Genomic DNA, 19,278 nt, shown 5'->3' with positions numbered 1-19,278 from the left:
GTTCTTTTTTGATGATACAAAGATGTCTGTAGTACTACGCAATTATTTTGCGCAGTAAAAAAATAAGTTTACATTTGAAGACCAACCCTTATCATTACTGCGATGTCACAAAATAAAAATGCCCTAATCCGTTACAAGACCATCGACAAATGTCTTCAAAATCACTACCGACAATGGACTTTAGAAGACCTCATGGAAGCCGTTTCGGAAGCGTTGTACGAGTATGAAGGCCGTGAGAACCCAGTGAGTAAAAGAACGGTGCAGCTCGATCTGCAGTTGATGCGGAGTGAAAAGTTGGGCTACAACGCTCCTATTGTAGTGTATGACAAGAAATTTTACAAATACGAAGACGAGGAGTATACGATTACCGATATTCCGTTGACTGAAACTGATATTAACGTACTGACCGAAACCGTATCGATGCTCAAGCAATTCAAGGACTTCTCCTTGTTTGCCGATGTTTCTGATATCCTGCAACGCTTAGAGGATAAGATTTATGCTGAGAAGTCGCATACCAAGCCCGTCATCTATCTCGACAAAAACGACGACTTAAAGGGACTGCACTTTCTCGATACCTTATATCAGGCAATTATTAAAAAAGTAGTTTTAAAACTCGAATACCAATCGTTTAAAGCCGAGTTTGCCAAGACGTTCGACTTTCATCCCTTTGCCCTGAAAGAATATAACAACCGCTGGTTTGTGGTGGGGCGCGTGCAAGCTAAAAGTCCCATAGTAAATTTGGCGCTCGACCGTATCGTCAGTGTAGATTTTGATTTTAGCAAACCCCATCTGGAAGAAGACTTTGATGTAGAGGCTTTTTATAAAAATGTAGTGGGAGTTACCGTCAATCAAGGACTGCAGGCCGTACGTGTACAGCTATGGGTAGATGCAGAAAATGCGCCTTATGTTTTAACCAAACCCTTGCACCACACCCAACGTCACATAAGCACCAAAGAAGACGGCAGCGTAATCATCAACCTACTGATTAAAATAAATTTCGAATTAGAACGTATCCTATTAGGCTTTGGCAGCAGCATAGAAGTGCAGAAACCCGAGAACCTGCGCAAGCGTATTGGAGACAGGTTGCAGTTGGCGGCGAAACGATATGAGTTGTGAGTTGAGAGTTGGAAGTTGGGAGCTGGAAGATGGGAGTTATGAATATTTAGTTTTATTACTAACTATTGCCTACTGAATTATAAATTCTAAATTTTAAATTATTTCTGATAATTGCTTACAGCAATCTGCTTATTTCCGTTTCCCTCTTCCGTTCTAAAATCTATAATCTAAAATCCTAAATCTGAAATCCTAAATCTAAAATCTAAATTCCTAAATCTAAAATCTAAAATCTGAAATCTAAAATCCTCCTGACTGCTTTTGACCGCCATTGACTGCTTTTGACTAGTTCTTCGGGTGTTGTTCGGGTGTTGTTCGGGTGTTGTTCGCAAAAACGGGCTATTTTGCGAACAACACCCGAACAAAGGTGGGAGAAAACCCCTCAAAAAAAGGGCAAGTTATTAACAATTTTGTTGTCGTTTCCTACTTTTTGCTATTTTTGAGTATACAAATCCAAAGTTGCAACAAGACCAATACCACCTCGGATCTTGGGGCATGCCCGGAGCCTCTTTTTATGGGGTTGGGAGATGATACTACTAGTTATGTTTTGGGGAATCAATTGAGCTGAGATATTGGCTGTTGTTGGGTTTGGGTGTGAAATAAGTTAGTGGCAAGTTTAAAAAAAAATCAGCAATGGAAGAACAAATTCAAAAAAACATTCGTTATAAAAGAAATAAACAAATTATTTTATTTATTGGTATTATAGCCATTATAAGTGGTACAGTAATATCATATTTATCTGGACGTGCAATAAATTCAATATATTTTTATATAGGTAGTTGGATGGTGAATATTGCTTTTGCATTATTTATAAATAAAATTTGTACTTTATTCGTTAAAAAAAGCACTTTTCTACTATTTCTACCATACCTCCCAATATTAAATTCAGTTATCAATATTTTAGAAATTTATGGACTCTTTTTATTAGAAATAAACTATATATTACTTTACTTTTTAGATGTATTTGTTTACCTTCTAATTTTCTTAATTTTATTTAACAACTTAATTCTAATTGCAAATCTTTCAGATACAAAAACACCTAATAAAAAAAATGAAAATCAAGATGCATCAACTGAAAATTCATACGTTAGTAAAATTATTAAATTAATTTTAGAAAGAGCAAACTCATCAAACCGTAATACAACATTTAGTTTAATCATAATGATTATTATAGTAATAATTGGAGGAAGTGCTTCATTTGGAACTGTTGCATTGAACGAAGTGAATAAGATTAGAGAATTGGAAACTGAAAGAATAAAAATGTTAAATATCATTACTATTCTTAAAGATGAGCAGATTAGTAATACAGATCGTAATAATGAAATCAAAGAAATTTTAACATCCAGATATGGTAATGAAACATCATATAATGAGGTAATTAAAAATATCGAACAACAATCTTACATTAGTTGGCCAGATATAGCGATGCGAATAACTATTGCAGCTTTGACACTTTTTTTAGTTCAAATATTCTTTCACATATACAAATATAATCAACAACAAGCTTCAAATTTGTTTACTAGAGCAGAAGTATTAGAATTATACCAAGAATCTGATTCAAACTTAGATGAATTACGATTAGGGCTTTTATCAAAACTAGACCAAAATCCAAAATTTGATAAAAGCCCCACATCCCCGACTGAGCAATTTATTAGTATAATAAAGAAAAAAGAATAAGAATAAGAATAAGAATAAGAATAATATATACATTTTGCTAACAGTGTTCTCACCAAATAGCTGATTTAACTTAAATATCAAAAAAATCCAGTACTAAAAATTTACTTTTCTTTAAAATTATTTATTAAAATACTTTCATTACCATTAATGAGGTAAAACATTGGTGAATATCATAACACGAATCTGCAAGATGGCATACATATTCCGAAATACAGAAATGAACAATGAAAAAGCTTCGAACTTTGAAACTAAATCATTGTTGTATTTGATTGGTCAAAGAAGTGACAGTAAAGATGTGGTTTATGTAACATTTGATTGTTTTAACGATGTAAGTGGTCTAAACAAAAAAATCGATAAAATTTGGGATATTCAATCCAAAAATGAAAAGACCTTAAATCCCAAAAAAATTGGAAAATATTTTTACACTCTTTACGACAATTACAGGTCAATTTTTTCTTTTGAAGATTTTATTTTCTTTTGCCCTGAATTAAACTCAGATTATAAAATTGACTCAGTAAAAACAACTTATAAGTTAGATAATATAGTTGATGCAACTTTTGAAAGAATAAAAAAAGGTTTAACTGCAGAAATAGAAAGAGTTGAAGGAAATTCAACTGTTCATGCATCAAACATAGATAACTTTCTGAAAAAAGTTTTAATAGTAGAAGATAAATCTACAAACAACGACTATATAAAAGCAGTAACAAAATTTAAAAATACTAACCTTAAAGATGATGATTTTTATAGTAGCCTTTTTAATGATTTGCGAGATATCCAAACTGCTAAAAAAAATAGTTGCATCGAAAATAGTTCAATTTCAGAAATTAGAGAAGTTCTTAATTTTAGAAGGCATCTTTCAACAAAGGATATTGAAACTTTAATTATTAGTCGCATCATCGGATGTGAAATTTTTAAATATAAATCTATTCCAATTTATTTTTCTCCAGTGCTAGATGGAATGGACATAGAAGATAAAAAAGATTTACTGCAAGAATGCAACTCAAATCTTTCAAGAGCTTTCTTTAATAAAAATAGCAATAAAACCTTTTGGGATGTTTGTGAAAAGATTGTTGAATATAGAACAACTATTACTGATAATGACGTAGAGAATATTTATTTGTTATTGTTTGTAGATTATAAATTTAGAATTTCATACATAACCAAAGAAACAATATTATATCTTATATCAATAATTATAGAAGGACTAGATGATAATTAAAAAAGCCGCATTTGGAAATAGAACTGAAGCATTTATAGAAAATCGCTTTACTAATAAAACTAACATAATTTTTAGTAATGAAAATAATCGAGGAAAGACATTACTAATGCAATGTCTTGTATATTCTTTGGGATACGATTCGATTTTTCCGAGTGGATTCGATACTAAAAAATATTTCTTTTACTCAGAAATCGAAATCGAAGGTCGAAAATTTGAATTTTTGAGAAAAGGAAATTCTATTTTAGTTTTAAATCAGGAGCAGCTATATATTTTTAACAGTATTACTGAGTTTAAATATTATTTTGACCAAGAAATTTATACTCTCCCAAAAATTGACAAAGAAGGTCAACAGAGAACTGTCGATTTAAGTTTACTTTATGAACTTTTTTTTCTAGGTCAAGACAAAAGAAATACATCAAATCTTATTGTTAAAGGACAAAACAATAAAGTTGATTTTTTAAACATGATTTATTCCATGGAAGGAATAACTGTAGAAACATTCAATAAATATGATGTCGAAAATCTAAAAAAAGAGAGAACTCTAATAGATTCCAAAATAAAAGCTGAGATAAGGAAAATCAGCATTATCAAGAAGAATCCTGAGATTTCAACATTTATTAGTGCTGCTGCAAATAATCTAGAGTACCGAAATTTTGGAAATCAAATTCAAGAAATACATCAAAGTATTGCAGAACTCAAAAAGAAAAGAAATAGAGAAGAAAATAGAAGAGCAAAACTTCACGCATTAGTTATAGAGTTGAACTCTTTGAACAGGAATCTTAACGAAGGTAAAGTCAAATGTGGTGATTGTGGTAGTTCAAAAATCATATTTACCAATGATGATTTTGAATTTGAAGTTAGTAATAATCATGTCAGACAAAACATCCTAATCTCAATAAAATCAAGTATTCAGATTAAAGAAGAAATCATTTCTGAGTTTAATCATGAAATCAATAAAGAACAAGAACAAATAAATAAGCTTTTAGAAAATTCAACACCCGAAATTAAAAACTACATTTTGTTTCAAGATGAAATATATGAGTCAAAAGACGTTGATAAAATAGTTTTAGAATTGCAAAATAGTTTAAATGAAATTGAAAATCAGTTAAAAAATAATGAAAGTAAAATTACTTCTGATAAAGACCGACAAAAGTATATATTAGAAAGTATTTTAAAAGAAATGAAGCGCTTTTATGATATTATTGACCCACAAGGTTTACTTGAATTTGAAGACTTATTTACTAAAGCAACTGAAACCTTTTCCGGTAGCGAAGGTCAAGAATATTATTTTTGCAAAATCATGGCTTTAAACAGTGTTCTGGCTCATCAATTTCCAATCATTATTGATTCATTCCGAGAAGGTGAATTATCTACCTCAAAAGAAATGACAATGCTTGATGAATTCTTGAAATTAGACAAACAAGTAATTTTAACTTCAACCCTTAAAAAGGAAGAATATTCAGCCGACAAATATTTCAACATTAATGAATTAAACGTACTTGATTATTCAAACTTTGAGGATAGTAAAATTTTACAAGAAAGTTATGTAAATAGTTTTGGTGAATTACTTTCGAAGTTTAACATTAAAGAATGATAACATAAAGAAATAGGAGACTGGCCCCGCTCCCTCAGGATTACATTGCGTGGTATTCGGTTTAAAAACTTCTCGATATACCCGCCAAGACGGGCACTCGAAGTGACGGGATACGGTCGAAAGGGCGGGCACTCGAAGTGACGGCGTAGTGCAAAGTCAAAGTGATGGTATGGCAGGCACTCGAAGTGAGGGGATAACCCTTTCACGCAGTTAGCTTCAGGCAAGGCAGCCGGAGAGACTAACAAGAGAATAGGTAACAAATAAAATATACAGAATGACAAATTTCGACTGGACAACATTTACACGAAAAATAGCAATTAAATCAAAGCTTTCTGATATATATTGTGCTTGGACAAAAGCATCAGAAATTGAAAAATGGTTTTTAAGCAAGGCTGTTTTCACTGACAATAATAAAGCAACCATAAGTAAAGACAAGCAAATAGAAAAAGGATTTACCTACGAATGGAATTGGCATTTATATGACATAACTGAACACGGTAAAATTACTGATGCAAATGGAAAGGATTTTATACAATTTACATTTGCAGGGAACTGTTTAGTTGACATAAAACTTTCTATTCAAGACGACTATGTGATCGTAACACTAACGCAAAAAAACATTCCAACAGACGACAATTCAAAGCAAGGAATCCGACTTGGGTGTGATGCTGGTTGGTCTTTCTTTCTTGTAAACTTGAAATCTGTTTATGAAGGAGGGATTGACTTAAGAAATAAAGACATCAGTTTGAAAGGAATGTTGAATAATTAAAACGGAAATGAAAGCCTGCATCTAACAAATGTTCGGTCTTCACTCCTAATAATACACCCTTAGCGCTACCATAGAAATCCAACCCATGCTCAATGGTACTGTGTACTGCCTTCTTCAAACAGTACTGCTAATCTGAAACCTAAAACCCTCCACAATCACAAGGGTATCACAAAAAACAGTATTTAGGACAACTAATGGCGTACCTTTAAAAAAAGAAACATTATGTCTGATAAAAACAGGAAAGAATTTGGCGTTTGGATGGATTCGCATCACGCGACAATCGTAGGGAAAAAGGAGTTGGAAGATAAGGAGTTTATCGTAATAGGTCATGTTAGCAATAGTGGTCCTGACCATAATTCTAATGAAAAAACAGCGAACAATCATGAGATTGGTCTGACGCAAAAGTTCTTTAAGGAAATCGCAGCATTGATGCCTAACATCGATGCCATCCATATTACCGGAACTGGTCAGGTGCAAGAACAGTTTATCAAGTATTTGGCCGGAACAGCACAATATAAAAATGTAGAAGCCACCGAAAGCACGTCGAACAAAATGAGCGATGAGAATGTTGCCACTTTTATTATGAATCATTTTAATTAAAAAAGTTACCTTCCTAAACACCGTAGACAAGTAGTTTGCGGTGTTTATTGGAATGAGAATGCTATAAAAAAGCGTTTAAGAAAGTAACCCCACTTCACCCCATGAGAGAAAAAATCCTAACCTATGTTGTAATCAGTTTGGTATTGATTAATGTTTGGACGCTCTACCTTTTCTTTGATTACTTCACTGAGAAAGATGCCATCCTACACAGTTTGGGCTTGTTCTTGAATTTTGTCTACACTTTAGTAACCGTTGTTGTTCTTGGTGGTTTGCTCCTAGTCATTCGACTCGTTTTTCACTGGCAAAAAAGAGACAATCCTTTACAAGTAAACTTCTTTTACATTTTCAGTGGTATCTTCAATTTGAATATCTTTTTAATCTGGCTTAGCTGCATGTCGCTTGACATCCTAGAACTTGGTAGCGGACGATTGGAAATTGGCGCGTTTTGTTCATTGTTAGTGGCAGTCCTGATTCTTGCAGATGTTTACCAATCGTCATTTAAAACGATCCACTCCGAAGAAGCATTAGCATAAAGTAATCCTCACAAAGAATGATGTTATTATTGCAATTTGACTGACTAATTACTCCAAATCCATACTAGCAAACATTAAATTTACTATGCATGCATAAAATTTAACACAAATAGTATGCGTGCATAATATTATTTTACTATATTTGTTTTTCCAACTAAAACGATATCGTTACGGTTATATTATGAAAGATAAAACAATAGACTATATACTTCGAGCCACTTGGCAAGCGGTTTCCAGAATGTACAACGAAGAAGCTTCTAAATTTGAAGGTTCTATGGCGATTGGATTTGCTTTGTTAAGCATCGATCGCGAAGACGGAACGCCATCAACAGCCATCAGTCAACGTATGGGCATGGAACCCACCAGTTTGACCCGAACACTAAAAACTTTGGAAGAAAAAGGACTGATCATCAGAAGAAAAAATCCGGATGATGGTCGTGGTGTTCTTGTTTACTTGACCGAATTGGGTAAAGAAAAAAGAGAACTTTCTAAAACCACTGTTTTAAAATTTAACGAAGTCATCAAACAAAATATATCAGAAGAGAAATTGCAGCACTTTATGGAAGTCGCGGATACGATTAATGAGTTGATTGCTGAGAAGAAGATATTTTAGGAAGACGGATAGATAATAGATAATAGATAATAGATAATAGACGGGTAGATAATAGATAATTGAATGATAGTAATAGAAGTAAGATTAAAGTCCATCATCTATTTGTCTATCATCTAACATCTTTAACAAATAACATATGAAACGAACCATTAAAAAAGTGGCAGTAGTAGGCTCAGGAATCATGGGTTCCGGAATTGCGTGTCATTTTGCCAACATCGGATTGGAAGTACTGCTTTTGGATATTGTTCCGAATGCCTTAACCGAAGCCGAAGAAAAAAAGGGATTGACGCTCGAGAGTAAAGTTGTCCGCAATCGTTTAGTAAACGAACATTTAGCGAATGCCTTAAAATCGAATCCCTCTCCTATTTACAATCAGAAATTTGCCAGTCGCATCACTACGGGTAATACCACCGATGATATGGCAAAGATTGGAAACTATGACTGGATTATTGAGGTAGTCGTAGAGCGTTTGGACATCAAGAAATTGGTATTCGAACAAATCGACCAATACCGTAAACCGGGAACTTTAGTAACTTCTAACACCTCCGGAATTCCGATTAAATTTATGAGCGAAGGACGCAGCGAGGATTTTCAGAAGCATTTCTGCGGCACTCACTTCTTCAATCCGGCTCGTTATCTGAAATTATTCGAAATTATTCCGGGACCACAAACTTCGCAGGAAGTATTGGATTTCTTATTTGACTATGGTTCCAAATTCTTAGGAAAAACTTCGGTTATTGCTAAAGATACTCCGGCTTTTATTGGTAATAGAATCGGAATTTTTGGAATACAGAGTTTGTTTCATTTGGTAAAAGAAATGGGACTAACTATTGAAGAAGTTGATAAACTAACCGGACCAGTTATTGGTCGACCAAAATCGGCTACTTTCAGAACCGTAGATGTGGTTGGTTTGGATACGCTGGTTCACGTAGCCAATGGTTTATACGAAGGTGTGCCAAATGATGAAGCACACGATTTATTCAAATTACCGGACTTTATCAGTAAAATGATGGAGAACAAATGGCTGGGAAGCAAGACTGGACAAGGTTTCTACAAAAAAGTAGATAAAGATATTTTGTCGTTGGATTTAGATACGATGGAATACCGTCCGGCTAAAAAAGCTTCGTTCGCCACTTTAGAATTGACCAAAACTATTGATAAGCCTATTGATAGATTTAAAGTTTTAGTTAAAGGAAAAGACAAGGCAGGCGAATTCTATAGAAAGAATTTCAGTGCTATGTTTGCCTATGTATCTAACAGAGTCCCCGAAATAACAGATGATTTTTACAAGATTGACGATGCGATGAAAGCCGGTTTCGGCTGGGAGAACGGTCCGTTTGAAATATGGGATGCCATCGGTGTGCAAAAAGGAATCGAATTAATGCAAGCGGAAGGTTTACAACCGGCAGCTTGGGTAACCGAAATGCTAGCCTCCGGAAATGCCAGTTTTTACTCGGTAAAAGAAGGCGCGACTTATTTCTACAATATCGCTACAAAATCACAAGTAAAGGTTCCGGGACAAGACAGTTTTATCATCCTGAACAACATCCGCGAAAGCAAAAAGGTATGGAGCAACAGCGGTGCTGTTATACATGACTTAGGCGATGGCATATTGAATTTAGAATTCCAAAGCAAAATGAATACTATCGGTGGCGATGTGTTAGTCGGCATCAACAAAGCGATTGATTTAGCCGAAAAAGAATATAACGGATTGGTAATTGGAAATCAGGGAGCAAATTTCTCTGTCGGAGCCAATATCGGAATGATTTTTATGATGGCAGTGGAACAAGAATATGACGAACTGAATATGGCCATCAAAATGTTCCAGGACACGATGATGCGCGTACGGTATTCGGCCACTCCGGTAATTGTTGCGCCACACGGCATGACACTTGGCGGTGGTTGCGAGATGACCTTACACGCCGATAAAGTGGTGGCTGCAGCCGAAAGTTATATTGGTTTGGTAGAATTTGGTGTGGGTGTCATACCTGGCGGTGGTGGTTCCAAAGAAATGGCATTGCGTGCTTCCGATCTATTCCGTAAAAACGATGTGGAACTGAATGTATTGCAGGAATATTTCTTAACCGTTGCGATGGCAAAAGTATCTACTTCAGCCTACGAAGCTTTTGATTTAGGCATTCTTCAGAAAGGAAAAGATGTGGTGGTAGTCAACAGAGATCGCCAGATTGCCGAAGCCAAGAAACACGCTTTGTTACTGGCAGAAGCGGGTTATACACAACCTATCAAAAGAACGGATGTAAAAGTTTTAGGAAAACAAGCACTGGGAATGTTCTTAGTGGGAACCGACCAAATGGTAGCCGGAAAATACATCTCGGAACACGATCAAAAGATTGCCAACAAACTAGCTTATGTTATGGCCGGAGGCGATTTATCAGAACCAACTTTAGTGTCTGAACAATATCTATTGGATATCGAAAGAGAAGCGTTTTTATCGCTTTGCACTGAAAGAAAGACATTGGAAAGAATTCAGTTTATGTTAACCAAGGGGAAACCACTTAGAAATTAGATAATAGATAATAGACGGATAGATAATAGATGAATATAAAATAGACAAAAAAGTCTATCATCTATCATCTCTATGTCTATCATCTTAAAGATAAAAATATGAAAACAGCCTATATAGTAAAAGCATACAGAACCGCCGTTGGGAAAGCGCCAAAAGGAGTATTCCGTTTCAAACGTCCCGATGAATTAGCGGCCGAAACCATTCAGTTTATGATGAATGAACTGCCTGATTTCGACAAAACAAGAATCGATGACGTCATGGTAGGAAACGCCATGCCCGAAGCCGAACAAGGATTGAACGTAGCCCGTTTGATTTCGTTAATGGGATTGAAAGTAACCGATGTTCCGGGTGTCACTGTAAACAGATATTGTGCTTCCGGATTGGAAACCATAGCTATGGCAACATCCAAAATACAAAGCGGTATGGCCGATTGCATCATTGCCGGTGGCGCCGAAAGCATGAGTTTTATTCCGATGGGTGGTTACAAACCTACGCCGGATTATGCCGTTGCCAAAGAAGGAAACGAAGACTACTACTGGGGCATGGGATTAACAGCCGAAGCGGTGGCGAAACAATTCAATGTATCCCGTGAAGATCAGGATGCTTTCGCCTTAAATTCGCATCTAAAAGCCATCAAAGCTCAAGCTGAAGGCAAATTCGACAAACAGATTGTTCCGATTACAATCGAGCAAACCTTTATCAATGAAAATGGTAAAAAGGAAACCAAATCGTATACGGTTACCAAAGACGAAGGTCCAAGAGCCGATACCAATATTGGAGCACTAAACAAATTAAGACCGGTATTCGCCGCTGATGGTTCAGTAACCGCAGGTAACTCTTCACAAATGAGTGATGGTGCTGCTTTTGTTTTAATCATGAGCGAAGACATGGTGAAAGAATTAAACCTTACTCCGATTGCACGAATGGTCAGTTATGCTGCAGCTGGTGTTGAGCCAAGGATTATGGGAATTGGACCGGTGAAAGCGATTCCGAAAGCCTTAAAACAAGCCGGATTAACATTAAACGACATCAACTTAATTGAGTTAAACGAAGCCTTTGCTTCACAAGCTTTGGCCGTTACCCGCGAATTAGGTATCAATCCGGATTTCGTAAACGTAAACGGTGGCGCGATTGCATTAGGACATCCTCTGGGTTGCACCGGAGCTAAACTTTCAGTGCAATTGTTTGATGAAATGAAACGTCGTGGCGATAAATACGGCATCGTATCGATGTGCGTTGGAACTGGGCAGGGAGCTGCGGGGGTTTATGAGTTGTTGTAAAAAAGATGATAGACGGACAGATGATGGATAATAGACTGAATGGAGGAATTTAAGAGACATAATTTTAAGAAACTGAAAGTTTGGCAAATGGGAATGGAATTAGCTAAGATAATTTTAGACCTAACAGATACATTTCCCACTTCCGAAAAATATGGATTGAAAAGTCAAATGGACCGATGTTCGATCTCTATTCCTTCTAATATTGCGGAAGGTTCAAGTAGAAGCAATAAGTCTTTTTGTCATTTTTTAGATATTTCATTTGGATCTTCATTCGAATTACATACGCAATTATTATTAGCCAGTCATAGAAATTATGTGTCCATTGAACACACAAATAAAATAGAAACAAAAATCCAAGAATTTCAAAAGGCAACAATGTCTTTTCAAAATACAATAAATAACCAAGATAGTTAGACGTCTATTATCTATTCGTCTATTATCTTTCATCTAAAAAAATAAAAAAAATGAGCGATATCACCCGTGGAGGACAATTCCTCGTAAAAGAAACCAAATGTGAAAACGTTTTCACTCCAGAAGATTTTTCGGAAGAACAAATCATGATGCGCGATTCTGTAAAAGAATTTGTGGACAAAGAAATCTGGCCTAGCAAAGACCGTTTTGAAGCTAAAGATTACGCCTTTACTGAAGAAGTAATGAAGAAAGCCGGTGACATGGGATTCCTAAGTGTTGCCGTTCCTGAAGCGTATGGCGGAATGGGAATGGGCTTCGTTGATACCTGTTTGGTATGCGACTATATTTCGGGTGCTACTGGTTCGTTTTCGACCGCTTTTGGAGCACATACCGGAATCGGAACGATGCCGATTACGTTATACGGAACCGAAGAACAAAAACAAAAATACGTGCCTAAATTGGCTTCAGGCGAATGGTTTGGCGCTTACTGTTTGACTGAACCCGGAGCTGGTTCGGATGCGAACTCAGGGAAAACTAAAGCGGTGCTTTCTGCGGATGGTAAACATTACAGCATCACAGGAGGCAAAATGTGGATTTCGAATGCCGGTTTCTGTTCCCTATTTATAGTGTTTGCCCGAATTGAAGACGATAAAAACATCACCGGTTTTATCATCGAAAACGATCCAAGCAATGGTATCACGATGAACGAAGAAGAGCATAAATTGGGAATCCGAGCTTCTTCTACCCGTCAGGTGTTCTTTAACGAAACTAAAGTTCCTGTTGAAAATATGTTAGCTGGTCGTGGCGAAGGATTTAAGATTGCTATGAATGCGTTGAATGTAGGTCGAATTAAATTAGCTGCTGCTTGTTTAGATGCCCAACGTCGCGTGACTTCAAATGCGGTGAATTATGCTAATGAACGCATTCAGTTTAATGTGCCCATTTCCAGTTTTGGTGCTATCCGATATAAACTAGCCGAAATGGCCACTTCTGCTTATGCCGGAGAAAGTGCTACGTACCGTGCTGCCAAAGACATCGAGACACGCATCCAATTGCGCGAAGCCGAAGGAACATCGCATCAGGAAGCGGAATTGAAAGGTGTAGAAGAATTTGCTATCGAATGTTCGATACTAAAAGTAGCGGTTTCTGAAGATGTTCAAAATTGTGCCGATGAAGGGATTCAGATTTATGGCGGTATGGGATTCTCAGAAGATACTCCGATGGAAAGCGCTTGGCGTGATGCCCGAATTGCCCGAATTTATGAAGGCACAAATGAAATCAACCGAATGTTATCCGTAGGAATGTTGATTAAGAAAGCCATGAAAGGTCATATAGACTTGCTTGGTCCAGCTTCAAAAGTACAGGAAGAATTAATGGGCATTCCGTCTTTCGATACTCCGGATTACTCCGAATTATTTTCAGAAGAAAAAGAACTCATCGGAAAACTGAAAAAAGCATTCCTAATGGTGGCCGGTGGCGCTGTACAGAAATACGGACCTGATTTAGAAGGACATCAGCAATTACTGATGGCTGCCGCTGATATTTTGATAGAAATCTACATGGCAGAAAGTACTGTTTTACGTACTGAAAAGTTAGCCAAAAAACAAGGCGAAGCCAACGTGAAAGAACAAATCGCTATGGCGAAATTATACTTATACAAAGCGGTAGATGTTGTGACCCAAAAAGGAAAAGAAAGCATTATTTCTTTTGCCGAAGGCGATGAACAACGGATGATGCTTATGGGATTACGCCGCTTTACCAAATACACCAACATGCCTAACATCGTTGGTTTACGAGAAACTATTACGGCTAAGTTAGTGGCCGAAAATAGTTATTGTTTTTAGTTAAGTTACAATTGTTAGTTTGTGAAAAGCCATTCTTTTTAGAGTGGCTTTTTTTATTTTAGATTTGAATTTTAAAAATAGTACATTAGCGTTATCAATCTTTCCTATTTTCAATCTTTAAAAAGTCACTATGAAGTCAGGCACTATCGCATTCATGCTGTTGCTAAGTCTATGTTTCAAAATGACCGCACAAATAGCAACAACCAAAGAAAATGTAAGAATAGAACTGAAGAAGGCAAAAACAGTAGATAATGTTAGTGTCATTGGTATTAGACAATTAAAAGTAACCGATGACAGATTGAGAAAAGTAATGATTAAAGTAAAAATTGCTGCTCCTGATGATAACAAAACCAAGTTAAGCGCCTTTTCACTTTTAGATACAAAAAATAAAATCCGTTACCGACTTGCAGATTACAAAGGCTATATGGGATTTATTGGAGAACCCGAACTAATTCCGTTTAGAAAAGATAGAATCTACAATGAAAAGGGAAAAGAGATAAATAGTTATTGGTTACCCGAATACAACGAATCTGAGAAGGATTACTTTTATGATTATAACATCGACGGCTACACTAATTTTGAGGTAAGAATAAATTTCGGAGCCAATGAAAAACCACAGCCAAGTATCGTTTATTTTGGAGAAACTAAATATGATGACTTCACTGCTGAGCTCTTTTTTGCAATTTTGGTAGAATACATGAGTTCTGATTACCAACTGTATTATAAAGATGAAAAAATCTTCGACATACATTGGGATAAAAAGGAAGAAAAAGCACCTCAAAAAGAGAAAAAGAGAAACTATGACGAGAGTGATGAATAATCAAAAACTACATTGTCAATACAGAAAAACCATTCATTTATGTGAGTGGTTTTTTTATTCTTATATTTAACCTGAATTTACTAACCAACTTCTCATGAATACAAAAGTATACTGCTTACTCTCTCTATTCTTTACTGCCTTTACAGTAACTTCTCAGGAAGATAAAAAAGAACCCGAAACGCCAAAATGGGATGTTGCGAAACCCGGCGAAAGCTTTCAATATAAACCACATAATTTTACTACTTCCGAGGGTACTTGGATGAATCTGGATGTCAGTCCCGATGGAAAAACGATTATTTTTGATATGTTGGGTGATATTTATGCTGTTCCGATAACGGGCGGAAAAGCTAAAGTAGTACGCTCCGGAATTCCGTTTGAGATACAACCGCGTTTTAGTCCGGATGGCAAACACATTTCCTTTACCAGTGATGCTGGTGGTGGCGATAATATTTGGATTATGAAAGCCGACGGAACCGATGCCAAACAAATTACTAAAGAAGACTTTAGATTGGTCAATAATGCCACCTGGATGCCGGATGGTAACTATTTGGTTGTTAAAAAACACTTCTCTTCCCAACGTTCTTTGGGTGCCGGAGAAATGTGGCAATATCATATCAGTGGCGGTAGCGGCGTACAATTAACCAAACGCAAAAACGATCAGCAGGATGTAAATGAACCTGTAATTTCGCCAGATGGAAAATACTTGTACTATAGCGAAGACATGTATCCTGGAGGTTATTTTCAATACAATAAAGACCCTAACAATGAAATATTCGTCATCAACCGCTATGATTTTACAACCGGAAAAATTGATCGTGTAACAGGCGGACCAGGAGGTGCAGCCCGACCTCAAATATCCCGAGATGGGAAAAAATTGGCTTTCGTAAAACGCATTCGTGAAAAATCGGTGCTGTATGTTCACGATTTAGAAACGGGTGAAGAATATCCGGTTTATGATAAGTTAGATAAAGACCAACAAACCGCTTGGACGTTATTTGGCGTTTATCCGAATTACAGCTGGATGCCTAACAATGAAGAAATCGTTATTTGGGCTGGTGGTAAATTTCAACGAGTAAATCTTGCAACATCAACGGCTACGACGATTCCATTTACAGCGGATGTTGCGATCGATATTGCTGACAGAGTACATTTTGACACGCCTATTTCGGATACCGATTTCACAGTAAAAATGATTCGAGACGCCGTGACTTCTCCTGATGGAAAAACAGTAGTGTTTCGAGCTTTGGGTTATTTATGGACCAAAAGTTTACCTAACGGCACTCCAAAACGCTTAACTAACGGAACCGATTTTGAAGCTGAGCCAACTTTCACAGCTAATGGAAAAGAGGTTATTTATGTTACATGGAATGATACTGATATGGGAGCCATCAGAAGAATATCATTAGATGGGAAAAATGCCGCTAAACTAACCACCACAAAAGGGATTTACAGAACACCGAATATTGCTCCGGATGGAAAAACACTTTGCTATCTTAAAGAAGAAGGAAATACAGATCAAGGTTATAGCTTCTGTAAAAACCCAGGAATATATACGATGCCAATTGGCGGCGGTACTGCCAAATTTATTTCTGAAAAAGGAGAATATCCTACGTTCACGAAAGACGGTTCCCGTATCTTCTTTCAAACTGGAGGCGTATTTTTTGGCAGTCTGACCAAAGAATTAAAAAGTGTCGATTTGAATGGTAAAGACGAACGAACGCATATTAAATCCAAATACGCCAACCGTTTGGTACCGAGTCCGGACAACCAATGGATTGCGTTTACCCACTTGCATAAAGGGCATGTAGCGCCTTTAAACATCAACGGTCAAGAAGTAGATTTAGATGATAAATCCACCGCCGTTCCCGTTTCGCAACTGACCAAAGATTCTGGAATTAGTCTGCATTGGTCGGCCGACAGTAAAAATATTATGTGGGTTTTGGGAGATTCGTATTTTTCTAATGCACTTAAAGACCGTTTTACCTTTTTGGAAGGTTCTCCAGCTAAAGTAGATAAGCCTACTGATGCCGGAATCAAGTTCGGATTACAATCAAAAACAGACAAACCGAAAGGTCGCATCGCTTTTATAAATGCCCGAATAATTACGATGGATGGCGATAAAGTCATCGAAAAAGGCAGCATTGTTATCAACCAAAACCGAATTGAAGCTATCGGAACTTCAACAGAAATTACAATTCCAGGCGATGCTAAAATTTATGATGTATCCGGAAAAACGATTATGCCCGGAATGGTCGATGCTCATGCGCACATTGGAGCTTTCCGATACGGATTAACCACGCAACAAAACTGGCAGTTACTCGCCAATTTGGCTTACGGTGTGACGACGTCTCACGATCCATCCTCGAATACAGAATCGATTTTTTCTTTATCAGAAATGGTAAAAAGCGGCGCTGTTGTTGGTCCACGTATATTCTCTACCGGATTCATCTTATATGGTGCTGAAGGCGATTTTAAAGCGACCGTAAACAATCTTGACGATGCGCGCTCTTCTATCAGAAGAACTAAAGCCTTTGGTGCGTTATCGGTAAAAAGTTATAATCAACCCCGACGAGATCAACGCCAACAAGTATTGCAGGCTGCCCGTGAAGAAAGTATTAACGTAGTTCCGGAAGGTGGTTCGACGTTCTTCCATAATATGACAATGGTTATAGATGGACATACCGGAATTGAGCATAATATTCCAATTACTCCGGTGTATAAAGATGTTCTGGAACTTTGGGGAACTAGTAAAGTAGGCTACACTCCTACCCTAATTGTAAACTATGGCGGATTGAATGCGGAGTACTATTGGTACCAAAAAACCAATGTATGGGAAAACAAAAAATTACTACAGTTCACGCCACGAGGCATAATCGATTCACGTTCTCGTTACCGTGTAATGGCACCCGAAGAAGACTATGTCAATGACCATATCTTAACCTCAAAAACGGCAAAAACGCTTGCCGACAAAGGAGTTAAAGTCAATATGGGAGCACATGGACAATTGCAAGGATTGGGAGCGCATTGGGAATTGTGGAGCATCGCACAAGGAGGCATGAGTACGCTGGAAACTTTAAAAACGGCCACCATCAATTCAGCCAATTATATCGGAGCCGGAAAAGATATTGGCTCGTTGGAAAAAGGAAAACTAGCCGATATGTTAGTATTGGATAAAAATCCGTTAGACGATATTCAAAACTCCAATAGCCTCCGCTACACTATGATTAACGGTCGTTTATATGATAGCGAAACGATGAATGAAGTGGGTAACGAACCGAAAAATCGAAAAAAATTCTATTGGGAACAAGCGAAATACAATGCTGCCTTTCCTTGGCATGAAGAAAGTAATAGTTTTATGGAACATCACTGTTGTGGTGCTCATCAGGGAACCCATTAAAGTTAAATTTCACATACCTATAAAGCACCTTTTAAGGTGCTTTATATTTGAACAAAAACGCTATTTATAACGATTTTATAACATTACAAATCCCTCGTTTTCATGGTTTTTAAGTTATCTTTGATAAAACTACTTTACCATGCAAACTAATTGGATTATTATCGGTGTTGTGCTTGTTTTAGGCATATTGCTTATTGTCTTTTTAATTCGGAGAAATCTGAAAGATGAAAAGGATGTGGTAGAACATTTCAATGAAGAAGCCGCTACTTTTCGGGATGAAGAATCCGAAATAAATGATGATAGATAGCACGTTTTTATGCTCGATTCCCTATCTCAATAATTTCTAAATTCTGAATTTTACCACCGTCAATTTCAAAACGCAACATCGTGCGTACCTGATGAAATCCGTGTATCCCACAAGCACCGGGATTCATATGCAATAAGTTGAGCTTTTTATCAAATTGTACTTTTAGGATATGCGAATGTCCGCAAATAAATAGCTTAGGCGGATTTTGTTGTATTTCAGCTCTTATAGCCTGATTGTATTTACCGGGATAACCGCCAATATGGGTAATCCAAACATCAACACCTTCACAAAAGAATCGATTGTGCAACGGAAACTCCATTCGAGCCTTATCATCATCGATATTTCCATAAACACCACGCAAAGGTTTTAAAGATTTCAAAGTATCGGTTACATTCAAATCGCCAATATCACCGGCATGCCATACCTCATCAGCCAGATGAACATATTTCAAAACTTTTTCATCAAGATGACTGTGTGTATCCGAAAGTAAGAGGATTTTTTTCATTAAACTGATATAGTACTGCAAATTTAGGGTAAAAACTTTAACGATTGAACAACACAATTTCTTCGTAAA

General features: G+C 36.7%; 16 protein-coding genes. 15 read left to right on the top strand and 1 reads right to left on the bottom strand.

Going from position 1 to position 19,278, the window contains the following annotated elements:
* Positions 1-102 precede the first annotated feature (102 nt).
* The 15 genes from ACULEU_RS05685 to ACULEU_RS05615 all read left to right on the top strand — a co-directional run bounded on the left by ACULEU_RS05685 (position 103) and on the right by ACULEU_RS05615 (position 18,704).
* The gene (locus ACULEU_RS05685; RefSeq protein WP_445454480.1) at positions 103-1,116 is read left to right on the top strand and encodes a helix-turn-helix transcriptional regulator; all 1,014 of its coding nucleotides are present in this window, start codon (positions 103-105) and stop codon (positions 1,114-1,116) included.
* Positions 1,117-1,746: 630 nt separating this feature from the next.
* A complete protein-coding gene (locus ACULEU_RS05680) occupies positions 1,747-2,790 on the top strand; it encodes a hypothetical protein (RefSeq protein WP_445454479.1) in 1,044 nt (347 codons plus the stop codon).
* A gap of 217 nt (positions 2,791-3,007) precedes the next feature.
* Complete coding sequence (locus ACULEU_RS05675; RefSeq protein ID WP_445454478.1) at positions 3,008-4,009, top strand: hypothetical protein; 1,002 nt, start codon at positions 3,008-3,010, stop codon at positions 4,007-4,009.
* Entirely contained in the window at positions 3,999-5,603 is a 1,605-nt protein-coding gene (locus tag ACULEU_RS05670) for a hypothetical protein (RefSeq protein WP_445454477.1), read from the top strand. Before ACULEU_RS05675 ends, ACULEU_RS05670 begins: the two co-directional genes overlap by 11 nt.
* Positions 5,604-5,877: 274 nt before the next feature.
* Positions 5,878-6,372 carry an SRPBCC family protein gene (locus tag ACULEU_RS05665; RefSeq protein WP_445454476.1) on the top strand — a complete coding sequence of 165 codons (495 nt, stop codon included), beginning with the start codon at positions 5,878-5,880 and terminating at the stop codon, positions 6,370-6,372.
* Between the two features lie 222 nt (positions 6,373-6,594).
* Positions 6,595-6,972 carry a hypothetical protein gene (locus tag ACULEU_RS05660; RefSeq protein ID WP_445454475.1) on the top strand — a complete coding sequence of 126 codons (378 nt, stop codon included), beginning with the start codon at positions 6,595-6,597 and terminating at the stop codon, positions 6,970-6,972.
* Positions 6,973-7,073: 101 nt separating this feature from the next.
* The gene (locus ACULEU_RS05655; protein WP_445454474.1) at positions 7,074-7,505 is read left to right on the top strand and encodes a hypothetical protein; all 432 of its coding nucleotides are present in this window, start codon (positions 7,074-7,076) and stop codon (positions 7,503-7,505) included.
* 181 nt (positions 7,506-7,686) lie between these two features.
* Complete coding sequence (locus ACULEU_RS05650; RefSeq protein ID WP_445454473.1) at positions 7,687-8,118, top strand: MarR family winged helix-turn-helix transcriptional regulator; 432 nt, start codon at positions 7,687-7,689, stop codon at positions 8,116-8,118.
* A 136-nt stretch (positions 8,119-8,254) separates the two neighbouring features.
* Positions 8,255-10,645, top strand: coding sequence for a 3-hydroxyacyl-CoA dehydrogenase NAD-binding domain-containing protein (locus tag ACULEU_RS05645; RefSeq protein WP_445454472.1), 2,391 nt, complete (start codon positions 8,255-8,257; stop codon positions 10,643-10,645).
* Positions 10,646-10,743: 98 nt separating this feature from the next.
* Complete coding sequence (locus ACULEU_RS05640; protein ID WP_445454471.1) at positions 10,744-11,925, top strand: acetyl-CoA C-acyltransferase; 1,182 nt, start codon at positions 10,744-10,746, stop codon at positions 11,923-11,925.
* 87 nt (positions 11,926-12,012) lie between these two features.
* Positions 12,013-12,339 carry a four helix bundle protein gene (locus ACULEU_RS05635; protein ID WP_445454470.1) on the top strand — a complete coding sequence of 109 codons (327 nt, stop codon included), beginning with the start codon at positions 12,013-12,015 and terminating at the stop codon, positions 12,337-12,339.
* Between the two features lie 50 nt (positions 12,340-12,389).
* Complete coding sequence (locus tag ACULEU_RS05630; RefSeq protein WP_445454469.1) at positions 12,390-14,180, top strand: acyl-CoA dehydrogenase family protein; 1,791 nt, start codon at positions 12,390-12,392, stop codon at positions 14,178-14,180.
* A 181-nt stretch (positions 14,181-14,361) separates the two neighbouring features.
* On the top strand, positions 14,362-15,000 hold the full coding sequence (locus ACULEU_RS05625) for a hypothetical protein (protein WP_445454468.1): 639 nt from the start codon (positions 14,362-14,364) through the stop codon (positions 14,998-15,000).
* Positions 15,001-15,094: 94 nt separating this feature from the next.
* Positions 15,095-18,397 carry an amidohydrolase family protein gene (locus ACULEU_RS05620; RefSeq protein ID WP_445454467.1) on the top strand — a complete coding sequence of 1,101 codons (3,303 nt, stop codon included), beginning with the start codon at positions 15,095-15,097 and terminating at the stop codon, positions 18,395-18,397.
* A 139-nt stretch (positions 18,398-18,536) separates the two neighbouring features.
* Positions 18,537-18,704 carry a hypothetical protein gene (locus ACULEU_RS05615; RefSeq protein WP_445454466.1) on the top strand — a complete coding sequence of 56 codons (168 nt, stop codon included), beginning with the start codon at positions 18,537-18,539 and terminating at the stop codon, positions 18,702-18,704.
* Between the two features lie 7 nt (positions 18,705-18,711).
* Here the strand turns inward: ACULEU_RS05615 and ACULEU_RS05610 are convergent, their stop codons facing one another.
* A complete protein-coding gene (locus ACULEU_RS05610) occupies positions 18,712-19,209 on the bottom strand; it encodes a metallophosphoesterase family protein (RefSeq protein WP_445454465.1) in 498 nt (165 codons plus the stop codon).
* Between the last annotated feature and the right edge of the window lie 69 nt (positions 19,210-19,278).

It is taken from the genome of Flavobacterium sp. 25HG05S-40 (assembly GCF_052654735.1).
This window is presented reverse-complemented; position numbering and strand designations above follow the sequence as displayed.